The sequence below is a fragment of the Streptomyces rhizoryzae genome, from assembly GCF_023155275.1.
Taxonomy (GTDB): Bacteria; Actinomycetota; Actinomycetes; order Streptomycetales; family Streptomycetaceae; genus Streptomyces; species Streptomyces rhizoryzae.
In genome coordinates, this window is sequence record NZ_JALMUV010000034.1 from 68,004 (window position 1) to 92,031 (window position 24,028).

Annotated in this window: 16 protein-coding genes and 1 tRNA gene; 6 read left to right on the forward strand and 11 right to left on the reverse strand. The window is 73.2% G+C overall.

Features of this window, described 5'->3' with window-relative positions; all coding sequences use genetic code 11:
• Positions 1-384: 384 nt before the first annotated feature.
• A complete protein-coding gene (locus tag MUU72_RS24525; RefSeq protein ID WP_248015549.1) occupies positions 385-1,101 on the reverse strand; it encodes a TetR family transcriptional regulator in 717 nt (238 codons plus the stop codon).
• A 7-nt stretch (positions 1,102-1,108) separates the two neighbouring features.
• The gene (locus MUU72_RS24530) at positions 1,109-2,131 is read right to left on the reverse strand and encodes an acyl-CoA desaturase (RefSeq protein WP_248015550.1); all 1,023 of its coding nucleotides are present in this window, start codon (positions 2,129-2,131) and stop codon (positions 1,109-1,111) included.
• Between the two features lie 262 nt (positions 2,132-2,393).
• On the opposite strand from MUU72_RS24530, the gene ppc reads away from it, so the two are divergent.
• Positions 2,394-5,156: a phosphoenolpyruvate carboxylase gene (ppc, locus tag MUU72_RS24535; RefSeq protein WP_248015551.1), complete on the forward strand. Its 2,763-nt coding sequence runs from the start codon at positions 2,394-2,396 to the stop codon at positions 5,154-5,156.
• A 158-nt stretch (positions 5,157-5,314) separates the two neighbouring features.
• On the opposite strand, the gene pth is transcribed toward ppc, so the two are convergent.
• From pth to MUU72_RS24565, 6 genes are all read right to left on the reverse strand, one after another.
• Positions 5,315-5,905, reverse strand: coding sequence for an aminoacyl-tRNA hydrolase (gene pth / locus MUU72_RS24540; RefSeq protein WP_248015552.1), 591 nt, complete (start codon positions 5,903-5,905; stop codon positions 5,315-5,317).
• Positions 5,906-5,993: 88 nt separating this feature from the next.
• On the reverse strand, positions 5,994-6,575 hold the full coding sequence (locus MUU72_RS24545; protein WP_248015553.1) for a 50S ribosomal protein L25/general stress protein Ctc: 582 nt from the start codon (positions 6,573-6,575) through the stop codon (positions 5,994-5,996).
• A gap of 182 nt (positions 6,576-6,757) precedes the next feature.
• On the reverse strand, positions 6,758-7,732 hold the full coding sequence (locus MUU72_RS24550; protein WP_066985196.1) for a ribose-phosphate diphosphokinase: 975 nt from the start codon (positions 7,730-7,732) through the stop codon (positions 6,758-6,760).
• A gap of 76 nt (positions 7,733-7,808) precedes the next feature.
• Positions 7,809-9,296: a bifunctional UDP-N-acetylglucosamine diphosphorylase/glucosamine-1-phosphate N-acetyltransferase GlmU gene (gene glmU, locus MUU72_RS24555; RefSeq protein WP_308403866.1), complete on the reverse strand. Its 1,488-nt coding sequence runs from the start codon at positions 9,294-9,296 to the stop codon at positions 7,809-7,811.
• 120 nt (positions 9,297-9,416) lie between these two features.
• Positions 9,417-9,488 (reverse strand) — tRNA-Gln (locus tag MUU72_RS24560).
• A gap of 93 nt (positions 9,489-9,581) precedes the next feature.
• Positions 9,582-9,884: a hypothetical protein gene (locus tag MUU72_RS24565; RefSeq protein ID WP_248015555.1), complete on the reverse strand. Its 303-nt coding sequence runs from the start codon at positions 9,882-9,884 to the stop codon at positions 9,582-9,584.
• 215 nt (positions 9,885-10,099) lie between these two features.
• On the opposite strand from MUU72_RS24565, the gene MUU72_RS24570 reads away from it, so the two are divergent.
• On the forward strand, positions 10,100-11,581 hold the full coding sequence (locus MUU72_RS24570) for a sensor histidine kinase (protein ID WP_248015556.1): 1,482 nt from the start codon (positions 10,100-10,102) through the stop codon (positions 11,579-11,581).
• Positions 11,582-11,678: 97 nt separating this feature from the next.
• Here MUU72_RS24570 and MUU72_RS24575 read toward each other — a convergent pair whose 3' ends face one another.
• A complete protein-coding gene (locus MUU72_RS24575) occupies positions 11,679-12,242 on the reverse strand; it encodes an SUKH-3 domain-containing protein (protein WP_248015557.1) in 564 nt (187 codons plus the stop codon).
• An 8-nt stretch (positions 12,243-12,250) separates the two neighbouring features.
• On the reverse strand, positions 12,251-12,781 hold the full coding sequence (locus MUU72_RS24580; protein WP_248015558.1) for a YwqJ-related putative deaminase: 531 nt from the start codon (positions 12,779-12,781) through the stop codon (positions 12,251-12,253).
• A 341-nt stretch (positions 12,782-13,122) separates the two neighbouring features.
• Here MUU72_RS24580 and MUU72_RS24585 point away from each other — a divergent pair, with 341 nt between their 5' ends.
• The 3 genes from MUU72_RS24585 (at position 13,123) to MUU72_RS24595 (ending at position 18,381) form a co-directional block, all read left to right on the forward strand.
• Complete coding sequence (locus tag MUU72_RS24585) at positions 13,123-14,130, forward strand: HNH endonuclease (protein WP_248015559.1); 1,008 nt, start codon at positions 13,123-13,125, stop codon at positions 14,128-14,130.
• A 5-nt stretch (positions 14,131-14,135) separates the two neighbouring features.
• On the forward strand, positions 14,136-17,042 hold the full coding sequence (locus MUU72_RS24590) for an SUKH-4 family immunity protein (RefSeq protein ID WP_248015560.1): 2,907 nt from the start codon (positions 14,136-14,138) through the stop codon (positions 17,040-17,042).
• Positions 17,043-17,367: 325 nt separating this feature from the next.
• Complete coding sequence (locus MUU72_RS24595) at positions 17,368-18,381, forward strand: coiled-coil domain-containing protein (protein WP_248015561.1); 1,014 nt, start codon at positions 17,368-17,370, stop codon at positions 18,379-18,381.
• 54 nt (positions 18,382-18,435) lie between these two features.
• On the opposite strand, the gene MUU72_RS24600 is transcribed toward MUU72_RS24595, so the two are convergent.
• On the reverse strand, positions 18,436-20,097 hold the full coding sequence (locus MUU72_RS24600) for an MFS transporter (RefSeq protein ID WP_505016670.1): 1,662 nt from the start codon (positions 20,095-20,097) through the stop codon (positions 18,436-18,438).
• Between the two features lie 258 nt (positions 20,098-20,355).
• Between MUU72_RS24600 and mfd the strand changes: the two genes are divergently transcribed.
• Positions 20,356-23,898, forward strand: coding sequence for a transcription-repair coupling factor (gene mfd, locus MUU72_RS24605; RefSeq protein WP_248015562.1), 3,543 nt, complete (start codon positions 20,356-20,358; stop codon positions 23,896-23,898).
• The last annotated feature ends 130 nt before the right edge of the window (positions 23,899-24,028 follow it).

Consider the following 24,028-nt stretch of genomic DNA (forward strand, 5'->3'; position numbering starts at 1 on the left):
CGGGGTACGTCCTCGGTGCGGGCGCTTCTGGTCCGTGTGATGAGGAATACCCCGCGGTTCGCTCCAGATCCTGCGGGCGCACCCCGGGACATCCCCTCCGCCCCGGCCCGGCCCCCGGCTCCCCGTAGCGGTCGCATCCGTCCCCGGCCCGGGGGACGAGACCACGTAACCCGTAACCGGTAATCCGTAACCCTTGGGCCCCGGGCGAGACGGTGGGGTGGCCGCCCCCACCCACAAGGAGTGGGCGCGGCCACCGCAACCCCCCACGGCGCCCAGCGACGGCGACGTGGGGCGGCCACAAACAACCCAACCGCCGGCACGGCGCGCAACCACAACCGGACCGGGTCCGGCGGCATCACCGCCAGGAGAAACCCCGGCGTGGGATCAATTCTTCCGGTGACCTATCAGCCGCGGCTTCGGTTCGAGGTTCCCCAGCCCGTGCCACGCCAGGTTGACCAGGTGCGCCGCCACCTCGGCCTTCTTCGGCTTGCGGGCGTCGACCCACCACTGGCCGGTCAGCGCGACCATGCCGACCAGGGCCTGCGCGTACAGCGGCGCCAGCTTCGGATCGAAGCCGCGGGCCTTGAACTCCAGACCGAGGATGTCCTCGACCTGGGTGGCGATATCGCTGATCAGCGACGCGAACGTGCCCGTCGACTGCGCCACCGGCGAATCCCGCACCAGGATGCGGAACCCGTCGGTGAACGTCTCGATGTAGTCGAGCAGCGCGAACGCCGCCTGCTCCAGCAGCTCCCGCGGATGCCCGGCGGTCAGCGCGCCGGTGACCATGTCCAGCAGCTGCCGCATCTCGCGGTCCACGACCACCGCGTACAGCCCCTCCTTGCCGCCGAAGTGCTCGTAGACCACCGGCTTGGACACCCCGGCCTTCGCCGCGATCTCCTCCACCGACGTGCCCTCGTAGCCCCGCTCGGCGAACAGGGTGCGACCGATGTCGAGCAGCTGCTCACGGCGCTCCGCGCCGGTCATCCGCACCCGGCGGGCCCGCCGGCCGCCCGGGGCGGCCGCGGACCCGGAGGGCCCGGCGGGCCGGGAGGTCTTTCCCTTGCTGCCGTCGTTCGTGCTGCTGCTGTCGATCGCCACCCGTCAATCATGCCCCCAGCGGGGCCTTCTCCTCCCGCCGGGCGCCGTCCGTGCGCCGGGCGTCGATCCGGGCCGCGCTCGGCCACCGCACGTCGTACGCCCACCCGGCCAGTTCGAAGAAGCGGATCAGCCGGGCGCTGGAGTCCAGCTGGCCCTTCATGACCCCGTGCCGGGCACAGGTCGGGTCGGCGTGGTGGAGGTTGTGCCAGGACTCGCCGCAGGAGAGGACCGCCAGCCACCACACGTTCCCGGAGCGGTCCCGGGACTTGAACGGCCGCTTGCCGACCGCGTGGCAGATCGAGTTGATCGACCACGTGACGTGGTGCAGCAGCGCCACCCGGACCAGCGAGCCCCAGAAGAACGCGGTCACCGCGCCCTGCCAGGACCACGTGGCCACCCCGCCGACCAGCGGCGGAACCAGCAGCGAGACCACCGTCCACAGCACGAACTGGCGGGAGACCCGGCGGATCGCCGGATCCTTGATCAGATCGGGCGCGTACTTCTGCTGCGGCGTCTGCTCCTCGTCGAACATCCAGCCGACGTGCGCCCACCACAGGCCCTTCAGCAGCGCCGGGACCGTCTCGCCGTACCGCCACGGCGAATGCGGATCGCCCTCGGCGTCGGAGAACTTGTGGTGCTTGCGGTGATCGGCCACCCAGCGGACCAGCGGCCCCTCCACGGCCAGCGACCCCATGATCGCCAACGCGATCCGCAGCGGACGCTTCGCCTTGAACGCCCCGTGCGTGAAGTAGCGGTGGAAGCCGATCGTGATGCCGTGGCAGCCGATGAAGTACATCGCCACCAGCAGCCCGAGATCCAGCCAGCTCACGCCCCAGCCCCAAGCCAGCGGCACCGCGGCGAGCAAGGCCAGGAACGGCACGGTGATGAACAACAGCAGAGTGATCTGCTCCAGTGATCTGCGCTTCTCACCGCCCAGCGTCGCGGACGGCAGAGCGGATGCGGCAGAGGAACCGGCGGACGCGTCGAGCGGCCTCGGTGACTCTTCCACGGCGTTCGGACCAGCGGTCATGTGGTGTCCCTCGTCGGGGGCTCGGGGGCACGGCTACGGCCTACGGGACCGTAACCTACGGTCTCGTAAGTATGGCAGCGACACCGGCCCGGGCAAGGCCGTGACAGGCCCCCGCGGGCTCCCGTCCCACCGGATGCCCACCTTGCGGACGGTGTGATCCCCGCCCGGCCGGGACACCTATCCTGGGGACGTCGGACAGCGCGGTCCGCCACCCGCCCAGACGTGCTCAATGACTGCACCATCCCTGCAAGGAGCCGCACCTGTGAGCAGTGCCGACAACAACCCCGCCGAGACCGTGTCCCCCGCGCCCGCCGGCCGCACCGGCGGCAACGGCGCACTGCGCGCCGACATCCGGCGTCTCGGCGACCTCCTCGGCGAAACCCTCGTCCGGCAGGAAGGCCAGGACCTCCTCGACCTCGTCGAGCAGGTCCGCGCCCTGACCCGCACCGACGGGGAGGCCGCCGCCCGGCTCCTCGGCGAGACCGACCTCGCCACCGCAGCCCGGCTGGTCCGCGCCTTCTCCACCTACTTCCACCTCGCCAACGTCACCGAGCAGGTCCACCGCGGCCGCGAACTGCGCGCCCGCCGCGCCGCCGAGGGCGGCATCCTCGCCCGCACCGCCGACATGCTCAAGGACGCCGACCCCGAACACCTGCGGGACACCGCCCGCAACCTCGGCGTCCGCCCCGTCTTCACCGCCCACCCCACCGAGGCCGCCCGCCGCTCCGTCCTCACCAAGCTCCGCAAGATCGCCGAGCTGCTGGACCGCACCGACCCCACCGAGCGCCGCCGCGCCGACCTCCGCCTCGCCGAGAACATCGACCTCATCTGGCAGACCGACGAACTCCGCGTCGCCCGCCCCGAGCCGACCGACGAGGCCCGCAACGCCATCTACTACCTCGACGAACTCGGCCGCGGCGCGGTCGGCGACGTCCTGGAGGACCTCGCCGCCGAACTCGAACGCGCCGGCACCCCCCTCCCCGCCGGCACCCGCCCGCTCACCTTCGGCACCTGGATCGGCGGCGACCGCGACGGCAACCCCAACGTCACCCCCCAGGTCACCTGGGACGTCCTGCTCCTCCAGCACGAACACGGCATCACCGACGCCCTGGAGCACATCGACGAACTCCGCGGCGCGCTCTCCAACTCCATCCGCAACTGCGGCGCCACCGACGAGCTCCTGGAATCCCTCCAGCACGACCTCGACCTGCTCCCCGAGATCAGCCCCCGCTACAAGCGCCTCAACGCCGAAGAGCCCTACCGCCTCAAGGCCACCTGCATCCGCCAGAAGCTCCTCAACACCCGCGAACGCCTCGCCGGCGACACCCCCCACGTCCCCGGCCGCGACTACCTCGGCACCGCCGAACTCCTCGACGACCTCGAAATCGTCCAGCGCTCCCTGCGCGAACACCGCGGCGGCCTGATCGCCGACGGCCGCCTGGAGCGCACCCTGCGCACCCTCGCCGCCTTCGGCCTCCAGCTCGCCACCATGGACGTCCGCGAACACGCCGACGCCCACCACCACGCCCTTGGCCAGCTCTTCGACCGCCTCGGCGAGGAATCCTGGCGCTACGTGGACATGCCCCGCGACTACCGCCGCAAGCTCCTGGCCAAGGAACTCCGCTCCCGCCGCCCCCTGGCCCCCACCCCCGCCCCGCTCGACGAGGCCGGCGCCAAGACCCTCGGCGTCTTCCGCACCATCCTCAAGGCCAAGGAAACGTTCGGCCCCGAAGTCATCGAGTCCTACATCATCTCCATGTGCCAGGGCTCCGACGACGTCTTCGCCGCCGCCGTCCTCGCCCGCGAAGCCGGCCTCCTCGACCTCCACGCCGGCTGGGCCAAGATCGGCATCGTCCCCCTCCTGGAGACCACCGACGAGCTGAAGATCGCCGACCAGCTCCTCGACGACATGCTCTCCGACCCCTCCTACCGCCGCCTCGTCGCCCTCCGCGGCGACGTCCAGGAGGTCATGCTCGGCTACTCCGACTCCTCCAAGTTCGGCGGCATCACCACCAGCCAGTGGGAGATCCACCGCGCCCAGCGCCTGCTCCGCGACGTCGCCCACCGGCACGGCGTCCGCCTGCGCCTCTTCCACGGCCGCGGCGGCACCGTCGGCCGCGGCGGCGGCCCCTCCCACGACGCGATCCTCGCCCAGCCCTACGGCACCCTCGAAGGCGAGATCAAGGTCACCGAACAGGGCGAGGTCATCTCCGACAAGTACCTCGTCCCCTCCCTCGCCCGCGAGAACCTCGAACTCACCGTCGCGGCCACCCTCCAGGCATCCGCCCTGCACACCGCGCCCCGCCAGTCCGACGAGGCCCTCGCCCGCTGGGACGCGGCCATGGACACCGTCTCGGAGGCCGCCCACGGCGCCTACCGCCGCCTCGTCGAGGACCCCGACCTGCCCGCCTACTTCCTCGCCTCCACCCCCGTCGACCAGCTCGCCGACCTCCACCTGGGCTCCCGGCCCTCCCGCCGCCCCGGCTCCGGCGTCTCCCTCGACGGCCTGCGCGCCATCCCCTGGGTCTTCGGCTGGACCCAGTCCCGGCAGATCGTCCCCGGCTGGTTCGGCGTCGGCTCCGGACTCAAGGCCGCCCGCGAGGCCGGCCTCGACACCGTCCTCGACGAAATGCACGCGCACTGGCACTTCTTCCGCAACTTCCTGTCCAACGTCGAAATGACCCTGGCCAAGACCGACCTGCGGATCGCCCAGCACTACGTCGACACCCTCGTCCCCGGCGAACTCCGCCACATCTTCGACGTCATCAAGGCCGAACACGCCCTCACCGTCGCCGAGGTCCTCCGCATCACCGGCGAGACCGAACTCCTGGACTCCAACCCCGTCCTCAAGCAGACCTTCCACGTCCGCGACGCCTACCTGGACCCGATCTCCTACCTCCAGGTCACCCTCCTCAAGCGCCACCGCGACGCCGCAGCCGCCGGCCAGGACCCCGACCCCCTCCTCTCCCGCGCCCTCCTCCTCACCGTCAACGGCGTCGCCGCCGGCCTCCGCAACACCGGCTGAACCGGACCCCGCACACGGAAACGACGAGCCCGCCCCGGGACTACCTCCGGGGCGGGCTCGTCGTCGTCATACCGGCTTCGGAAGGCGACCGGAGGACCCATGGACGAGCAGACGACCTACCGGCACCTGCGCGAACCTCCGGCCGGCCCGCCCGGCCGTCACGAGTTGTAGGTCGACTGCGCCCGCTCCAGACCGTCCAGCAGCAGCGACTCCACCGCGTCCGCCGCCCGATCCACGAAGTACGCCAACTCCTTGCGCTCCGCCGCGGAGAAGTCCTTCAGCACGAAATCCGCCACCGGCATGCGGCCCGGCGGACGCCCGATGCCGAAACGCACCCGGTGGTAGTCGGCGCCCAGCGACTTCGTGATCGACTTCAGCCCGTTGTGACCGTTGTCGCCGCCCCCCAGCTTCAGCCGCAGCGCACCGTAATCGATGTCCAACTCGTCGTGCACCGCGATGATGTGGTCCACCGGCACCTTGTAGAAATCCCGCAGCGCCGTCGTCGGCCCACCCGAGAGGTTCATGAACGACGACGGCTTGGCCACCACCACCCGCCGGCTCGACGGGCCCGGCGGACCGACCCGGCCCTCCACCACCTGGGCCCGCGCCTTGTGCGCCTTGAAACGGCCACCCATCCGCTCCGCCAGCAGATCCGCCACCATGAAACCCACATTGTGGCGGTTGCCCGCGTACTCCGGGCCCGGGTTGCCCAGCCCCACGATGAGCCAGGGGCTCGCCGCATCCGTCATGTCCACGTCTCCTCAAAACGACCCAACCGCCGCCCCGGCGCCGCCCGGCGCCGCGACAGCGGTTGGGAAGAAACTACCGCGAGAGGGCTCAGCCCTCCTCGCCCTCACCCTCGGCCTCGGCCGCGGCCTCCGCCTGCGCGGCGACGACCTGGAGAACCGGAGTGTCCTCCTCGACCGACAGCGACGCACCGGCCGGCAGCGCGATGTCCTTCGCCAGCACCGTGTGACCGGCGTCCAGACCCGCGATCGACACCGTCACCGACTCCGGGATGTGGGTCGCCTCGGCCTCGACCGGCAGCGCGTCCAGCAGGTGCTCCAGCAGGTTGCCACCCGGCGCCAGGTCACCCTCGGTGTGGATCGGCACCTCGACGGAGACCTTCTCGCCCTTCTTCACGGCCAGGAAGTCCACGTGCACCAGGAAGCGGCGGATCGCCTCACGCTGCACCGCCTTCGGGATCACCAGCTCGTCGCCGCCCTCACCCTCCAGGCGGATCAGCGCGTTCGGCGTCTTCAGCGCCATCATCAGCGCGTGGCTGTCGACCGCCACGTGCTTCGGCTCCGCACCGTGACCGTAGATGACCGCCGGAACCTTCGCCTCACGACGCAGACGGCGGGCCGCACCCTTACCGAAGTCGTTCCGGGCCTCAGCGGAAAGCTTGATCTCAGCCATGTCGCACTCCTCGTATCTGAAAGAACCTCTGCGGGGCGTCACCCGGCCCACGACAGACCTGCTACGAAGAGCGCGTCGATAACGGACCGCCGCACACAACGGTGCGGCCTCCCTCGCCGAGCAACTCGCAGAGTCTACCCGGCGGGGAGGCCGCCCCGAAAATCGATCTAGCGCCCGCTACCTCACTGCTCGTCGAACAGGCTCGTCACCGAACCGTCCTCGAACACCTCACGGAGCGCCCGCGCGATCGTCGGCGCCATCGACAGCACCGTGATCTTGTCCAGCTCCAGCTCCGAAGGCGTCGGCAGCGTATTCGTGAACACGAACTCACTCACCTTCGAATTCTTCAGCCGGTCCGCCGCCGGACCCGACAGCACACCATGCGTCGCCGTCACGATGACATCCGCCGCACCGTTGGCGAACAGCGCCTCCGCCGCCGCACAGATCGTGCCACCCGTGTCGATCATGTCGTCGACCAGGACACACACCCGGCCCTTCACATCACCGACCACCTCATGGACCGTGACCTGATTCGCCACGTCCTTGTCCCGGCGCTTGTGAACGATCGCCAGCGGCGCACCCAGCCGGTCACACCACCGGTCCGCCACCCGCACCCGGCCCGCGTCCGGCGACACCACCGTCAGCTTGTCCCGGTCCACCTTCGCGCCCACGTAGTCCGCCAGCACCGGCAGCGCGAAGAGGTGGTCCACCGGACCGTCGAAGAAGCCCATGATCTGGTCGGTGTGCAGATCCACCGTGACGATGCGGTCGGCACCCGCCGTCTTCATCAGATCCGCGATCAGCCGCGCCGAGATCGGCTCCCGACCCCGGTGCTTCTTGTCCTGCCGCGCATAACCGTAGAACGGCACGACCACGGTGATGCTCCGGGCCGAAGCCCGCTTCAGCGCATCAATCATGATCAGCTGTTCCATGATCCACTTATTGATCGGAGCCGTGTGGCTCTGGATCAGGAAACAGTCCGCGCCCCGCGCCGACTCCTGATAACGGACATAGATCTCGCCATTGGCGAAGTCGAAAGCCTTCGTCGGGACCAGGCCCACACCCAGCTGGTGCGCGACCTCCTCGGCAAGCTCGGGGTGGGCGCGGCCGGAGAAGAGCATCAGCTTCTTCTCGCCGGTCGTCTTGATCCCGGTCACAGCAAATCTCCTTGCATCACAGTTTGCGTGCGCTCATCACGGTACGCCCCGCACGGCGTACCCGTCGTCGGCACAATCACCGCTCACCCTCGGAATCCCGGCCAGCACCCTGACCCGGCTCCCCATCCTGGCGAGCGGACGAAGCGGCCTGCGCGGCGGCGCTCCCGGGCCGCTTGCGCGCGACCCACCCCTCGATGTTCCGCTGCTGGCCACGCGCGACCGCCAGCGAACCCGGAGGCACATCCTTGGTAATGACCGAACCCGCCGCGGTGTACGCGCCGTCCCCGATCGTCACGGGCGCCACGAACATGTTGTCCGAGCCCGTCTTGCAGTGCGACCCCACCGTCGTGTGGTGCTTCGCCTCACCGTCGTAGTTCACGAACACACTCGCCGCGCCGATGTTGGTGTACTCACCGATCGTCGCATCGCCCACGTACGACAGGTGCGGGACCTTCGTCCCCTCACCGATCTGCGCGTTCTTCATCTCCACGTACGTGCCGGCCTTCGCCTTCAGCCCCAGCACCGTCCCCGGACGCAAGTACGCGTACGGACCCACCGACGCCTGCGGACCCACCTCCGCACCATCCGCCACCGTGAACGACACCGACGCCCCGGCGCCCACCCGGGTGTCCGACAACCGCGAGTGCGGCCCCACCTCGGCACCCTCGCCGACGTGCGTGGCCCCCAGCAGCTGCGTCCCCGGCAGCACCGTCGCGTCCTGCCCGAACGTCACCGACACGTCCACCCACGTCGACGCCGGATCCACCACCGTCACACCGGCCAGCATCGCGCGCTCCAGCAGCCGCGCGTTCAGCAGCCGCCGCGCCTCCGCCAGCTGCACGCGGTTGTTGATCCCCAGGATCTCCCGGTGGTCCCCGGCCACGGCGGCACCCACCCGGTGCCCGTCCGCCCGCAGGATCCCCAGCACGTCCGTGAGGTACTCCTCACCCTGGCTGTTGTCCGTCCGCACCTTGCCCAGCGCCTCGGCCAGCAGCCGCGCGTCGAACGCGAACACCCCGGAGTTGATCTCCCGGACCGCCCGCTGGGCCTCGGTGGCGTCCTTGTGCTCGACGATCGCGGTCACCGCACCGGTGGCCTCGTCCCGCACGATCCGGCCGTAACCGGTGGCGTCCGGCACCTCGGCGGACAGCACGGTCACCGCGTTCCCGTCCGCGGCGTGCGTCCCGCTCAGCTTCCGCAGCGTCTCGCCGGTCAGCAGCGGGGTGTCACCGCACACCACGACGACCGTGCCGTCGAGCGTGGTGCCGTCGCCGGTCAGCTCCTCCAGCGCGGTACGGACGGCGTGGCCGGTGCCCTTCTGCTCGTGCTGCACGGCGGTGCGGGCGGCCGGGTCGATCGCGGCGAGGTGCTCCCGCACCTGCTCGCGGGCGTGGCCGACGACCACGACGAGGTGCTCGGGGTCCAGCTCACGGGAGGCGGCGACGACATGGCCGACGAGGGAGCGGCCGCAGATCGCGTGCAGGACCTTGGGGGTCGTCGACTTCATGCGGGTTCCCTCACCCGCTGCGAGAACGACGACGGCGGCCGGGCGGTTGGCGCTCACGGAATGCCCTTCGGCTTCTTGGCTACTTCGGGTGGTGGTCACCCGAAGGATACCGGGGCGTTTTGCGGGCGAAACGAGCGCGGGTCCCGACCGGATGGTCGGGACCCGTATACCTGCTTGCTCCCCTGCCAGGACTCGAACCCGGACTTAAGGTACCAAAAACCTCAGTGCTGCCTATTACACCACAGGGGAGTGTAAAGCGGGTTAAAACGGACATTCCGTCAAGCTGCCCGCTTGGCACCCAACACTATGCCGTACCACCAGCCTTCGATGCGACGGTATAGGTCAGCGCTTTGCAGAACTCGGATGACGAGGGCGCAGGCGGTCCGACGTGACTCCCACGAGGGCGAGCCGGCGCAGGAAGAGCCGCATGACGTCCGGATCGCTGTTGATGAGCTCGACCGTTTCCCGGCGTGCGTGGGGTTTGCTCTTCGTGCCTTCGGCCCGGTAAAGCGTGACTCCGGCGATCAGGAGGTCGCGGTCGGAGAACTCGCCGATCTGCGCGGCGGCCGCCGCCTTGGTCTCCGCCGTCTGCCGGTCCCGCGCCTCGCGGTACGGCGCCCACCGCGCCTCGCGCATCTGGTGCATGGCCTCGGGTGACTTCGTCGGCCTGGGCAGGTCGCGGACCCACCGGGAGACCGAGCTCTTGGAGACGCCGAGCTCCGCGACGCTCTCGTTGTACGTCCGGCCCGCGCGGCGGAGGGTGCGGGCCTGGGTGCGTAAGGCGTGGTGGTCGGGGTGGCTCGGAGGTGTGGTGGGAGCGGGACCGGGGAAGCCGGGCGGGCGCCCGTAGGCTGGTCGGTATGACCGCAACGGGGGCAAGTGAGGGCGTGGCTGCGAGAGGGAGGCCGGGGGGCGGTCCGTGGTGGTGGGCGCGGCGGCGCAGCGCCGTGCTGGATGTGCTGCTGGCGGTGGCGTCCGCGGCGGAGTGTGCCGTGGAGGGGGTGCCGTTCGCGGACAAGGCGGGGCTGCCGGCGGTGGTGGGGGTGCTGCTGGGGCTGGTGGCCGGGTCGGCGCTGCTGGTGCGCCGGCGGTGGCCGGTCGTGGTGGTGCTGGTGTCGGTCGCCGTGATGCCCGCGGAGATGGGCGGGCTGCTGGGTGTGGTCGGCCTGTACACGCTGGCGGCGTCGGACGTGCCGCGGCGGGTGATCGGGCTGCTGGCCGGGATGTCGGTGGTCGCGACGCTGGTGACGACGTTCCTCAGCATGCGGCAGGACGTGGCGTCGGAGCCGGATTTCAATCCGCCGGTGTGGTTCGTGCCGGTGATGTCGCTGGCGGTGGGGCTGGTGCTGACGGCTCCGCCGGTGCTGTGGGGGCTGTACGTGGGTGCCCGGCGGCGGTTGGTGGAGAGCTTGCGGGAGCGGGCGGACGGGCTGGAGCGGGAGCTGTCGCTGCTGGCGGAGCGGGCCGAGGAGCGGGCGGAGTGGGCCCGTAACGAGGAGCGGACGCGGATCGCGCGGGAGATGCACGACGTGGTGGCGCACCGGGTGAGCCTGATGGTGGTGCATGCGGCGGCGTTGCAGGCGGTGGCGCTGAAGGATCCGGAGAAGGCGTCGCGGAACGCGGCGCTGGTGGGGGACATGGGCCGGCAGGCGCTGACGGAGTTGCGGGAGATGCTCGGGGTGCTGCGGACGGCGGATGGTGCGGTGGCGCGCGGTGCGGCGGGTTCGGATGCGCCGGAGCGGTTGGCGGCGGTGGCGTCGCGGGTGTCGCGGACCGTGGTGCGGGAGGCGGCGGAGCCGTCGGGGGCGCCGGCGGGTGCGGTGGTGGCTCCGGGGCGGGGGGCTGCCCCGGGGGCGTCGGCGGGTGGTGCGGAACCGGGGGCGGACGGGCCGTGGCTGGCGGAGCTGGGGGATCTGGTGGAGCAGTCGCGGGCGGCGGGGATGGCGGTGGAGTTCTCGGTGCAGGGCGGCGTCGGTGACGGTGACGGCGGGCCGGAGGCGGGTGCGGGGGGCGGGCCGCGGTATGCGGCGCGGGTGGAGCGGACGGTGTTCCGGGTGGTGCAGGAGGCGTTGACCAATGTGCACAAGCACGCGCCGGGTGCGCGGGCGCGGGTGCGGTTGGCGCATCGGGCCGGTGAGGTGGCGGTGCAGGTGGAGAACGGTCCGTCGGCGCGGGGTGCGACGGATGCGGGGTTGCCGAGTGGGGGGAACGGTCTGGTGGGGATGCGGGAGCGGGTGGTGGCGCTGGGTGGGGTGTTCGTCTCGGGTCCGACGGAGGCGGGGGGTTTCCGGGTGTCGGCGGTGGTGCCGGTGGAGGCGGGGGCGGACGGGGCGGTGGGCTGAGGGGGCCGTGGGGTGACGGGGGCGGGGCGCGGGGGCTGGGGCTCGTGGGTCCGTGGGGGGTGTCCGGCCCCGCCGGGGTCTGGTTTCCGTCCGGTGGTCAGTCTGCGGCGGCGACCGTGAGGCGGCTGGGGCGGGTGCCGAGGATGAGGGCGGCCAGGGCCTGGTCGAGGGTGGGGCCGAGGTACCAGTCGCCGGTGTGGTCGAGGCTGTAGACGCGGCCTTCGGCGTCGATGGCGAGGGTGGCCTGGGGGTAGGTGGTGCCGCGGGTGGCCTTGGTGTCGGGGAGTTGTTCCTGGCCGAGGGGGGCGACGTCGGTGCCGAGGGCGCGGCCGAGGTCGCCGAGGGTGCGGGCGAGGTGGAGGCCGTGGAGGGGGTCGATGGTGAAGGGGGCGGGGGCGATGTGGCGGCCGGGGCCGGGGCCGGTGATGCGCAGGCCGCCGAATTCCGCCCAGGCTTCGACGGCGGCGGGGAAGACGGTGTGGCGGTGGCCGGCGGGGGAGGTGTGGTCGCGGAGGGTGTCGGCCCAGTGTTCGGCTTGCTGTATGTCCCAGCGGCCGGGTTGCCAGCCGGCGTTCTGGAGGGCGATGTCGACGGCGGCGGGGAAGCGGGTGGAGCCGGGTCCGTCGTGGGGGGTGGTGCGGGGGTCGGGGGTGGGCGGCATGGTGGCGGTCAGCTCCCTTGGGGCGTCGGCGCCCCGATGGGCATGACGCCGAAGTGGGCGAGGAGGGCGTCGCAGGAGCGGCAGGGGGGTGCGTAGCTGCCGTGCCGGGGGTCGCCGTCCTCGCGGATGTGTCGTGCGGTGATCTTGGAGTGTTTCAGGGAGCGGCGGGCTTCGCCGTTGGTGAGGGGTTTGCGGGAGGCGCGTTTGCCGCGGTTGGCCTCGACGGCGGTGAGGTGGCGGGAGAGCAGGACGGCTTCGGGGCAGCGGCCGGTGAAGCGGTCGCGCTGGGCGGTGGTGAGGGTGTCGAGGAAGTCCTGGACGAGGGGGTGCAGGGTGGGGGGCTGTTCGGCCTTGCTGGCCGTGCAGGTGAGGGTTTGTCCGCGTACGGACAAGGCGGCGCCGATGGTGGGGAGGATGCCGTCGCGGCGGTGCCGGAGGACGGGGGCGCGGTCGGCTTCGGCGGTGCCGCTCCAGCCGATGCGCGGGTCGCCGGTGGCGCGGGGGTCGGTGGCGGCGGCGCGGTGTGCGGTGGTGCTCATGGTGGTGCTTCCCTCCCTGCAATCCCCCCGGTTGCGGAGGTCAGATTGCCAAATGTGCTGGGTGTTGCGGTAGTCGGGCACGCTGTCGGGGATGTCACTGGGGTGTGACGGTCCGTCGGGCGTTCGGTAACGGAGCAGGTCGGCGGGGTCTGGTGGGGTGGCGCCGGGGGTGGCGGGGCAGCGGGTGACGGGGGTGTGTCGCGGGGCTGACGGGGCCGGGGCGCCGGGCCGCCGGGGGCGCCGGTGCGGGGTGCGGGCCGGTGCCGGTACGGGCTGAGGAGGGTGTTGCGACACCGCATAGGCTGTGCCCCACAGCCAGCTTCAGCCAGGGGGCAACCGCGATGACGACAGGTCGGCAAGGGCTGGGGGCGCATCCCGGTCCCCAGGCCGGAGGACGTCCTGTGCCACCGAACTCGGCCTATGCCGGGCAGGTCGTGCACTTCCCGGATCCGGTGCGTGCCGCGCGGTATCCGGCGGGGGTGCGGATGGACGGGAACGGCTTCCCGGACTTCTCGCCGTACGCGCGGGCCGCGGCGGAGATCGCCGAGCCGCCGGAGGGCTTCGGTGTCGACGAGCTGCGGCTGACGGACTTCGTGTCGGCGAACGCGGCGCTGCACGCGCAGGGCCACGAGCTGTGGATAGACGTGCCGGCGGTGGCGACGCCGCACGGCTGGACCTGGCACCACGTGGCGGGGACGCGGCGGATGGAGCTGGTCCCGGTCGAGGTGAAGGCGCTGCTGCGGCACCACGCGGGGCTGGCGACGGCGGCGGTGGCGCACGACAAGCGCGGGACGCGGCCGTTGCAGGAGACGCGGCCGGTGCACTTCGGGCTGCCGCGGCGGGAGCTGTCGGTGGCGGAGGAGCAGGTGGCGCAGGCCGAGGAGGCGCTGGGCTACCGCCTGCCGGGGGCGTACCGGTCGTTCCTGAAGGCGGCGGGCGGGTGCGCGCCGGTGGGCGCGGCGCTCGATGCGGAGCTGGGGCTGCTGGTCGACCAGCCGTTCTTCACGGTGCGCGATGACGCGGCGGTGAACGACCTGGTCTATGTGAACAAGTGCCTGCGCGACCACTTCACCAAGGACTACCTGGGAGTGGCGTTCGTGCAGGGCGGGGTCCTCGCCGTGAAGGTGCGGGGCGAGGCGGTGGGCTCGGTGTGGTTCTGTCCGTACGACGACGCCCGGGACCAGGACGGATGGTCGGTGCAGGAGCGGGTGGAGCGGCTGATGCTGCCGTGCGGTGCGGATTTCGATGAGTTCCTGCTGCGGCTGGCGGGGAATCCGCCGGAGCTGGAGACGGTGGCGAACCTGATGGTGGACGGCGGTTTCGCGTACGCCGTGCCGGTGGGGGGCTGATCGCGGTGGTGACGTTCGCGCAGGCGCAGGAGCGCGCGGAGCGGTGGGTGAACGGCGAGGTGCCGTCGGAGCTGCACCGCGAGGTGCGGGTGCGGGAGTTCGCGCTGGGCTTCGTGGCCTGGGCGGAGGACCGGGAGGACGGTGCGGCCGGGGACGGCGGCCGCAGCCGGCTGGTGATCGCGCGGGACAGCGGGGAGACGACGCTGTGGCCGGGCCTGCCGGTGGGCGAGGTGATCCGCCGGTACGAGGAGGAGTACGCCGCGCCGGCGGACGGCGGGTACGGGGCGGCGGAGCCGCCGCAGCGGATCGATCTGGAGGCCACGTCGTTCCTGCTGACGCCGCCGGAGTGGTTGCAGGAGGCGGCGGACGCGATCGGGATCGGGGGCCGGAAGGAGACGGCGGGGGAGACGGCGGGCACGGCGGCGCCGGGTGCGGCCGGGGGCGGTACCGGGGGCGGCGGCGCCTCGGCGTCCGCCTCCGGTCCTGACGCCGCGCCGGTGCCCGATTCCGCCTCCACGCACGGATCCGCTTCCGGTTCTCGTTCCGGTTCTGCTCCTGCTTCCGGTTCCGGGACGTCGGGGGGTGGGGCCGGTGCGGTGGCCGACGACACGCCCTGGGCCGCCGCGGACACCACCGCCGGTGCGGGCGACGACCTGTCGGTGGCGCCGCCGCAGACCGTGTTCGCGCCGCCGCTGGCCGGTTCCGACGACGAGGACGCCGCGGCGCCCCGGGTGCGGCCCGACGCCAAGACGGAACTGCTCCAGCGCGGCAGCCAGTTGCCGCGGACCAAGGTCGCGCCCGCGCTGCCCGACGCGGAGGCGGGCCAGGGCGGCCCCGGTGGCCTGCCCGCCGCGCCCCCGATGCCGACCGCGCCGCCGCCGATGCCGCCCGGCCCGCCCGCGTCCGGTCCGGCGCCGGCCGCGCTGCGCGACCTGCCGCCGCCCACCGGTGCGCCGGTCGCCGACGTCCCGCCGCCGCCCGGTGTGCCGGTCCCGGAGACGGGCGCGGCCAGCGGGGCGGCGCAGACCGGTGCGCGTCCCGGTGACGGTCCCCCGACCGCCGGCCCCGGTGGCCCGGGCGCGTCGGCCGGTGGCTACGTACCGACCCAGCTGGTGTCCCAACTCGACGCGTCCGAGCTGGACTTGAGCGCGCTCGACGGGCCGGGCGGGTCCGGTGGCGCGGACGGGGCGTCAGGTGGCGGCGCCGGCCGGGACGGTTCCGGGCGGGCGGGCGTGCGCGGCGGGGTGCACGCCGCGGCGACGATGCTGGCGGACGGCGCGGCGCTCCAGGTGCCCGCGTCCGGCCCGGGCGGTGCGTCCGGCGGGCCGGGGGCCTCCGGCGGTCCCGGTGTGCCGCCGCCCCCGCCGCCCCCGGGTGTCCTGGGGGCCTCGGCCTCCGGTGGGTCCGGTGCGGGCGCGGGCGGGCCCGGCCCCGCAAGCGGCCAGGACGGCCCCCCGCCACCCCCCGCGCCGCCCGGCGTCCCCCCGTCCGTCTCGGCTTCCGCTTCCGGTTCCGGTTCTGCTTCCGGTCCCGGTCCGGCTTCCGCTTCGGGGGCGGGTGCGGATGCCGCGTCCGGTCCGGGCGCCGGCGCGGGTGCCGGGGGCGGGGTGCACGCGGCGGCGACGATGCTCGCGAGCGGCGCCGCGCTGCCGGGCCCCGGCGGCCCCGGCGGTCCCGGTGGCCCCAACGGCGCCAGCGGTGCCAACGGCCCTGGTGGCCCCGGTCCCGGTATGCCGTCGGCCCCCGGTCCCGGCGTACCGCCGCCGCCCGCCCCGACGGCGCCGCCGGCCCCTCCGGGCCCGCCGCCGGCCCCGCCCGGCATGCCGGGTCCGGGCGGCGGTCCGGGCGGTCCCGGCATGCCGTCCGCCGGAGCACCCGGCCCCGGTGGCCCCGGCGGGTACGGCTATCCGCCGCCGCCCACCGGTCAGCCGACCGTCGGCCCCGGCTACATGGCCGTCCTGAGCTACCGCGCGCCGGACGGCAGCGAGCAGAAGATCGTCCGCCGTTCGGCGCCGGGCACGCCGCACCCGGAGTGGCAGCTGCTGCACGAGCTGCGGGCGATGAACGTGCCGCCGCAGCAGGTGGTGGAGCTGCACACCGAGCTGGAGTGCTGCGAGCTGCCCGGGGGCTACTGCGCCCGGATGGTGCGGGAGACCTGGCCGCAGGTGCGGATCAGCCACACCGCCGCGTACGGCACGGACCACGCCTCGCGGCAGCAGGGCGTCCGGCACCTGATCGAGCATCAGGGTGAGCTGCACCAGGTCGCGGACGGTCCGGCGCGGCCGGCGCCGGTGCGGGCGCCGCTGCCGCACCCCTCGCAGGTGCAGCCGGTGCCCCCGGTGCCGCCCCAGGCGATCGGGCACGAACTGGAGCAGGCGTTCGGGCCGCAGGGGATCTTCCGCTTCGACCAGCGGGCGGTCTCCCGACAGGGCGTGCCGGACGTGGTGGCGCAGACGCTGGTGTGGGCCGGGCTGCCGGTGGACTTCGGGCCGTTCTTCTGGGCGCAGGCGCAGCCGGGGCGGCCGGTTCCGACGCTGGCGGAGCTGGCGGCGGAGCGGCGGGTGCAGCCGGCGCCGGACGCGGGCTCGTATCTCGTCATGGGCAGCGACTTCGGGCGTCAGCTGTGCGTCCAGTACGGGACCGCGAGCATCGTGGCGGTTCCGCTGGAGGCCGGTCCCGGCGGGCAGCCGGCGGTACCGCAGTTCGTGAACTCCGGGCTGCCGGAGTTCGTGCGCTGCCTGGCGATGCTGGGGCGGATGTGGCGGCTGCGGTACGGGCTGACGCCGGAGCAGGCGGGCCGCTGGACGGTGGACTTCCAGGCCCAGCTGGTGGCCCTGGACCCGCCGGCCCTGGGGTCGCCGGAGACCTGGTGGTCGGTGCTGCTGGAGCAGATGTGGGACGGGCTGCTGTAGGGCGGTAGTTCGGGGTCCGTGCGGGTGCGGCGGCGGGGGGTGGCGCGGTGGCCGCCCCCCGCCGCCGTGGTGTGCGCGGGGCGGGCCGGGGTACCCGTCGGCCGGCGGCCGGTGCGGCGGCGTCAGCCGGAGGGGACCGGGTACCCCCGCGCGAGGGAAGATCCAATTCAGGCTTCTGCCGCCAAATGACGCATCCTGGTGGGAAGGAATGGGCGGAGTGTCGTGATGGAGCCGCTTCGGGCCGATCCAGAAAGATGTGCGCGGGACTGTGCGGAAGTCTGCGGGTCCGCGCCACCGCGGTGCGCAGCGGAGAGGGGCTTGAGGGATGAGTACTTCGGTTTCGCCTCACGGGTTCGAGACCGTACGAGGACGCGGCTATCGCCCGGAGGACGTCGACCGGCGCGTCGAGGGGCTCTCGATCGACCGTGACTCCTGCTGGGAGCGGGCCGCGCGGCTGACCGTCCTGTGCAACGAGATGGAGGCCGAACTCACCGAGCTGCGCGCCTATGTGGAGCAGCTGCCGGAGCAGACGTACGAGTCCCTCGGCGAGCAGGCCCGGCTGATCCTGACGACGGCGGAGTCGGAGGCGGCGCGGCTGCGGTCGGAGGCGGAGGCGGAGGCCACGCGGGCGCACGACGACGCGGCGGAGTACGCGCTGAAGATCCAGGACGCGGCGGACCAGGCGGCGCAGCGGCTCCGGGCGGAGGCGGCGGAGGACGCCCGGCGTACCGAGAAGGCCGCGGCGGGGGAGGCGTCCGGGCTGGTGGCGGAGGCCGCGCGGGAGGCCGAGCAGCTGCGGGCCGAGGCGGCCGGGGAGCTGTCCGAGACGCGGCGCCGTACGGAGCGGCTGCTGAAGGAGCAGGAGGCCCGGCACACCGAGGAGTGGGACGCGCTGGAGCGTGAGATCGCGCGCCAGGAGGAGGAGATGGAGCTGCGCGTCGCCGAACTGGAGGCGCACGGCGAGGCGGTGACGGCCGAGCGGCGGCGGTTGCAGGCGGAGGCCGAGGAGTGGGCGCGGCACCGCCAGGAGGACGCGGAGGCGCAGGCGGCGGAGTTGCTGGCGCAGGCGCGGGTCGAGGCGGAGCGGATCGAGCGGACCACCGAGCGGATCGTGCGGGAGCACGACGAGGCGCGGGAGGAGCTGCGGGTCCACATGACGCATGTGCGGAACAGCCTGGCGGCGCTGACGGGGAAGGACCCGGGGGAGCCGGCGGGTTCGGGCGGGGCCGCGGGGCCGGCCGAGGGGGCGGACGCGGGTGCCGGGGTGGATCCGGATGCCGAGCAGACCGTGGAGACGGAGCTGCCGCGGGTGGAGGGCGGCGGTTCGGGGCGCCGCTGAGCCCGGGTCCCGGCGGACCGGCGGCCGTCCGGTCGGCGGGTCCCGGCGGGCCGGTCAGCGGGCCGGTGCCGGTCCGGTGGTGTCCGTGCCGTCGTCCGCCCGCCCGGTGGCCTCGGGCCCGGTGCGGGCGTCGGGGCGCGCCGGGGGGTGCGCGTCGGCGTGGACGGGGAAGCGGCGCGGGGCGAGCAGCAGCACGGCGAGGAAGGCGAGTGCGGCGGCGGCCGCGGCGCCGAGGTAGACGTGCTCGACGGCGGTGTCGACGGCGCGGCGGAGGTAGTCGGCGGCGCCCGTGGCGAGCGCGCCGGCGTGCTGGAGGGCGTGCGAGACGGCGTCGAGGTCGTGCGGGAGGCCGGTGCGGAGGGCGGCCGGGGCGTGGTCGAGGCGGTCGCTGAGGGTGGCGTTGGCGACGGCGCCGAAGAGGGCCGCGCCCAGGGACTGGCCGACCTGGCGGCAGAAGAGGATCGAGGCGGTGGCGGTGCCGCGTTCGGTGTAGCCGACGGAGGACTGCACCCCGATGATCAGGGGGAGCTGGAAGAGGCCGAGGGCCGCGCCGAGGGCGAGCATCAGCAGGGCCGGCTGCCAGGCGGCGCCGGGGTAGGGCAGCAGCGGGAAGGCGAGCAGGACCAGCGCGGCGGCGCCGATGCCGAGCAGGGCGCAGACGCGGATGCCGGTGCGGTTGTAGACGCGGCTGCTGAAGGCGGCGGAGATCGGCCAGCTGAGCGTCATCACGGACAGTACGAAGCCGGCGGCGGTGGGGCCGAGGCCCAGGACGGCCTGGGCGTAGGTGGGCAGGAAGACGGTGGGGGCGACCATCAGCAGGCCCAGGGCGCCCAGGGCGAGGTTGACGGCGGCGATCGGGCGGCGGCGCCAGACCCAGCCGGGGATGACCGGTTCGGCGGCGCGGCGTTCGATGGCGACGGTGGCCGCGGCGGCCAGGGCGCTGCCGGTGAGCAGCAGCAGGGACGGGGCGGAGAGCCAGGGCCAGGCGGTGCCGCCCTGGACGAGGGCGGTGAGCAGCAGGCCGCCGGCGGCGAAGACGGCGAGCGCCCCGGGCCAGTCGATGCGGGCGCGGCGCGCGGGGGCGGCGGGGCGGCTGTCGTGGAAGTGGCGGACGATCAGCCAGAGGGCGAGGGCGCCGAGGGGGAGGTTGATCAGGAAGATCCAGCGCCAGTCCCCGTAGGTGGTGAGCAGGCCGCCGAGGCCGGGGCCGGCGACGGCGGAGGCGGCCCAGACGCTGGAGAGCTTGGACTGGATCTTGGGGCGTTCCTTCATCGGGTAGAGGTCGGCGGCGATGGTCTGGACGGTGCCCTGGAGGGCGCCGCCGCCCAGGCCCTGGAGGACCCGGAAGGCGATCAGGGAGGCCATGTCCCAGGCGCCGGCGCAGGCCAGCGAGCCGATGAGGAAGAGGACGATGCCGGTGACCAGGATCGGCTTGCGCCCGTAGGTGTCGGAGAGCTTGCCGTAGACGGGGAGGGTGACGGTGACGGCGAGGAGGTAGCCGGAGAACAGCCAGGAGAAGACGGCGAAGCCGCCGAGGTCGCCGACGATCTGCGGGACGGCGGTGGCGATGATCGTCGAGTCGAGGGCGGCCAGGGCCATGCCGAGCATCAGGGCCGCGGTGACCGGGGTGCGGCGGGCGGTGGCGGGGCCGTCCGGCGGCCGGTCCCCGGTGCCGTTCCGGCCGGCGCCGTGGCTGTCCTGGGTGGTGCGGCTCACCGGTCCCCCTCCTGCGGTCGTGCGGCGTCGCCGACCCGTTAGGTGTAGTCGGCACGATTCCGGGGACACCCTTGCACGCGAGGCGGCCGGGCGGAATGGGGTTTCTCGCAGCGTGGGACGGCGGGCGGGGCCGCTCGGGCGGCCGGTTGTCGGTGGTCCGGCGTAAGGTGGTCAGCCCTGGTCCGTTCGCGCCCGCAGGCGCCGCCGAGGGGTGCCGGACCGGTCGCGTTGTTCGCCTCGCTGGGACGGAAGCCTTTCATGAGCCTGAGTGGTCTGCTCGACGCCGTCGTACGGGACCCGGCGCTCGCCGAAGCGGTCAAGGCCGCGGCCGACGGGCACCGGCCGCATGTCGACCTGGTCGGGCCGCCGGCCGCCCGCCCGTTCGCGGTGGCGGCGCTGGCGCGGCAGGCGGGCCGCCCGGTGCTGGCGGTGACGGCCACCGGCCGGGAGGCCGAGGACCTGGCCGCCGCGCTGCGGTCGCTGATGCCGGCCGGCGAGGAGAACTCCGTCGCGGAGTTCCCGTCCTGGGAGACGCTGCCGCACGAGCGGCTGTCCCCGCGCTCGGACACCGTCGGCCGCCGGCTGGCGGTGCTGCGCCGGCTGGCCCACCCGAGCGCCGACGACCCGGCGGCCGGCCCGGTGTCGGTGGTCGTCGCACCGATCCGCTCGGTGCTCCAGCCGCAGGTCAAGGGGCTGGGCGAGCTGGTGCCGGTGAGTCTGCGGACGGGACAGAGCGCGGACCTCGAAGAGGTCGTCGACGGGCTGGCGGCGGCCGCCTACGCGCGGGTCGAACTGGTCGAGAAGCGCGGCGAGTTCGCCGTCCGCGGCGGCATTCTGGACGTCTTCCCGCCGACCGAGGAGCACCCGCTGCGGGTGGAGTTCTGGGGCGACGACGTCGAGGAGATCCGGTACTTCAAGGTCGCCGACCAGCGGTCGCTGGAGGTGGCCGAGCACGGGCTGTGGGCGCCGCCGTGCCGGGAGCTGCTGCTGACGGACGAGGTGCGGCAGCGGGCCGCGGAGCTGGCCGAGCGCCACCCGGAGCTGGGCGAACTCCTCGGGAAGATCGCCGAGGGGATCGCCGTCGAGGGCATGGAGTCGCTGGCCCCGGTGCTGGTCGACGACATGGAGCTGCTGCTGGACGTGCTGCCGAAGGGCAGCATGGCGGTGGTCTGCGACCCGGAGCGGGTGCGGACGAGGGCGGCGGACCTGGTGGCCACCAGCCAGGAGTTCCTCCAGGCGTCCTGGGCGGCGAGCGCCGGCGGCGGCCAGGCGCCGATCGACGTCGGCGCGGCGTCGCTGTGGGGCATCGCCGACGTCCGGGAGCACGCCCGTGAGCTGGGCATGCTGTGGTGGTCGGTCTCCCCGTTCGCCGCCGGCGAGGAGCTGGAGGGCGACGGGGACACCCTCAAGCTGGGCATGCACGCCCCGGAGACGTACCGCGGCGACACCCAGCGGGCGCTGGCGGACACCAAGCAGTGGCTGGCCGACGGCTGGCGCACGGTCTTCGTCACCGAGGCGCACGGCCCCGCGGCCCGTACGGTCGAGGTGCTGGGCGGGGAGGGCATCGCCGCCCGGCTGGAGGCCGACCTCGACGGGATCGCGCCGTCCGTGGTGCACGTGGCGTGCGGCTCGATCGACAACGGCTTCGTCGATCCGGGCCTGAAGCTCGCGGTGCTGACGGAGACGGACCTGTCCGGGCAGAAGGCCGCGGGCAAGGACGCCGCGCGGATGCCGGCCCGCCGCCGCAAGCAGATCGACCCGCTCACCCTCCAGGCCGGGGACTTCATCGTCCACGAGCAGCACGGTGTGGGCCGGTACATCGAGATGGTGCAGCGCACCGTCCAGGGCGCCACCCGCGAGTATCTGCTGGTGGAGTACGCCCCGGCCAAGCGCGGCCAGCCCGGCGACCGCCTCTACATCCCCACCGACCAGCTGGAGCAGGTCACCAAGTACGTGGGCGGGGAGGCGCCGACGCTGCACCGGCTCGGCGGCGCGGACTGGACGAAGACCAAGGCGCGCGCCAAGAAGGCGGTCAAGGAGATCGCCGCCGACCTGATCAAGCTGTACTCCGCGCGGATGGCGGCGCCCGGCCACGCCTTCGGCCCGGACACCCCCTGGCAGCGCGAGCTGGAGGACGCGTTCCCGTACGCCGAGACGCCCGACCAGCTCACCACCATCGCCGAGGTCAAGGAGGACATGGAGAAGTCGGTCCCGATGGACCGGCTGATCTGCGGCGACGTCGGCTACGGCAAGACCGAGATCGCGGTCCGCGCCGCCTTCAAGGCCGTCCAGGACGGCAAGCAGGTGGCGGTCCTGGTGCCCACCACCCTCCTCGTCCAGCAGCACTACGGCACCTTCACCGAGCGCTACGGCCAGTTCCCGGTGAACGTCCGGGCGCTGTCCCGCTTCCAGACCGACACCGAGGCCAAGGCGGTCCTTGCGGGCCTGCGGGAGGGCGCGGTGGACATCGTCATCGGCACCCACCGGCTGTTCTCGTCCGAGACGAAGTTCAAGGACCTCGGCCTGGTCATCGTCGACGAGGAGCAGCGCTTCGGCGTCGAGCACAAGGAGCAGCTGAAGAAGCTGCGCGCCAACGTCGACGTGCTCACGATGTCCGCGACGCCGATCCCGCGCACCCTGGAGATGGCGGTCACCGGCATCCGGGAGATGTCGACGATCACCACGCCGCCCGAGGAGCGGCACCCGGTGCTGACCTTCGTCGGCCCCTACGAGCAGAAGCAGATCGGCGCCGCGATCCGCCGCGAGCTGCTGCGCGAGGGCCAGGTCTTCTACATCCACAACCGCGTCGAGTCGATCGACCGGGCCGCGGCCCGGCTCCGCGAGATCGTCCCCGAGGCGCGGATCCAGACCGCGCACGGCCAGATGGGCGAGTCCCAGCTGGAGCAGGTCGTGGTCGACTTCTGGGAGAAGAAGTTCGACGTCCTGGTCTCGACCACGATCGTCGAATCGGGCATCGACATCTCCAACGCCAACACCCTGATCGTCGAGCGCGGCGACAACTTCGGCCTGTCCCAGCTGCACCAGCTGCGCGGCCGGGTCGGCCGCGGCCGGGAGCGCGGCTACGCCTACTTCCTCTATCCGCCGGAGAAGCCGCTCACCGAGACCGCCCACGAGCGCCTCGCCACCATCGCCCAGCACACCGAGATGGGCGCGGGCATGTACGTGGCGATGAAGGACCTGGAGATCCGCGGTGCGGGCAACCTCCTCGGCGGCGAGCAGTCCGGGCACATCGCGGGCGTCGGTTTCGACCTCTACGTCCGGATGGTCGGCGAGGCGGTGGCCGACTACCGCGCGTCCCTGGAGGGCGGCGTGGAGGAGGAGCCGCCGCTGGAGGTCAAGATCGAGCTGCCGGTGGACGCGCACGTCCCGCACGACTACGCGCCGGGCGAGCAGCTGCGGCTCCAGGCGTACCGCGCGATCGCCTCGGCCAGCTCCGAGGAGGACATCGCCGCGGTCCGCGAGGAGCTGACCGACCGCTACGGCAAGCTGCCCGAGCCGGTGGAGAACCTCCTCCTGGTCGCCGGCCTGCGGATGCTGGCCCGCTCCTGCGGTGTCACCGACATCACCCTCCAGGGCTCCAACATCCGCTTCGGCCCCGTGGAGTTGCGCGAATCCCAGGAACTCCGCCTGAAGCGGCTCCACCCCCGTACGGTCCTGAAGCCGGCCACCCGCCAGATCCTGGTCCCCCGCCCCACGACGGGCCGCATCGGCGGCAAGCCGGTGGTGGGGCGCGAGCTACTCGCGTGGGTAGGTGAGTTCCTCACCACGATCCTTGGGTGACGCCGCGTGGCCCTTCGGGGCTCTCCCGCACGTTGTTGGCTGTCCCGCCGTGGGGGTTGCGGTTTTTCGCCTTCGGCGGGGTGGTTGGGGTGGGCGGGGTGCCTTGGGGGTTGTGGGTGGTGTCGGGGGC

What these genes read in the sequence shown, in the direction of transcription:
- MUU72_RS24530 (WP_248015550.1), bottom strand. Translation starts at nt 2,131, where the DNA reads ATGACCGCTGGTCCGAACGCCGTGGAAGAGTCACCGAGGCCGCTCGAC.
- pth (WP_248015552.1), bottom strand. Translation starts at nt 5,905, where the DNA reads ATGACGGATGCGGCGAGCCCCTGGCTCATCGTGGGGCTGGGCAACCCG.
- MUU72_RS24545 (WP_248015553.1), bottom strand. Translation starts at nt 6,575, where the DNA reads ATGGCTGAGATCAAGCTTTCCGCTGAGGCCCGGAACGACTTCGGTAAG.
- MUU72_RS24565 (WP_248015555.1), bottom strand. Translation starts at nt 9,884, where the DNA reads ATGCACCAGATGCGCGAGGCGCGGTGGGCGCCGTACCGCGAGGCGCGG.
- MUU72_RS24570 (WP_248015556.1), top strand. Translation starts at nt 10,100, where the DNA reads ATGACCGCAACGGGGGCAAGTGAGGGCGTGGCTGCGAGAGGGAGGCCG.
- MUU72_RS24575 (WP_248015557.1), bottom strand. Translation starts at nt 12,242, where the DNA reads ATGCCGCCCACCCCCGACCCCCGCACCACCCCCCACGACGGACCCGGC.
- MUU72_RS24580 (WP_248015558.1), bottom strand. Translation starts at nt 12,781, where the DNA reads ATGAGCACCACCGCACACCGCGCCGCCGCCACCGACCCCCGCGCCACC.
- MUU72_RS24585 (WP_248015559.1), top strand. Translation starts at nt 13,123, where the DNA reads ATGACGACAGGTCGGCAAGGGCTGGGGGCGCATCCCGGTCCCCAGGCC.
- MUU72_RS24595 (WP_248015561.1), top strand. Translation starts at nt 17,368, where the DNA reads ATGAGTACTTCGGTTTCGCCTCACGGGTTCGAGACCGTACGAGGACGC.
- mfd (WP_248015562.1), top strand. Translation starts at nt 20,356, where the DNA reads ATGAGCCTGAGTGGTCTGCTCGACGCCGTCGTACGGGACCCGGCGCTC.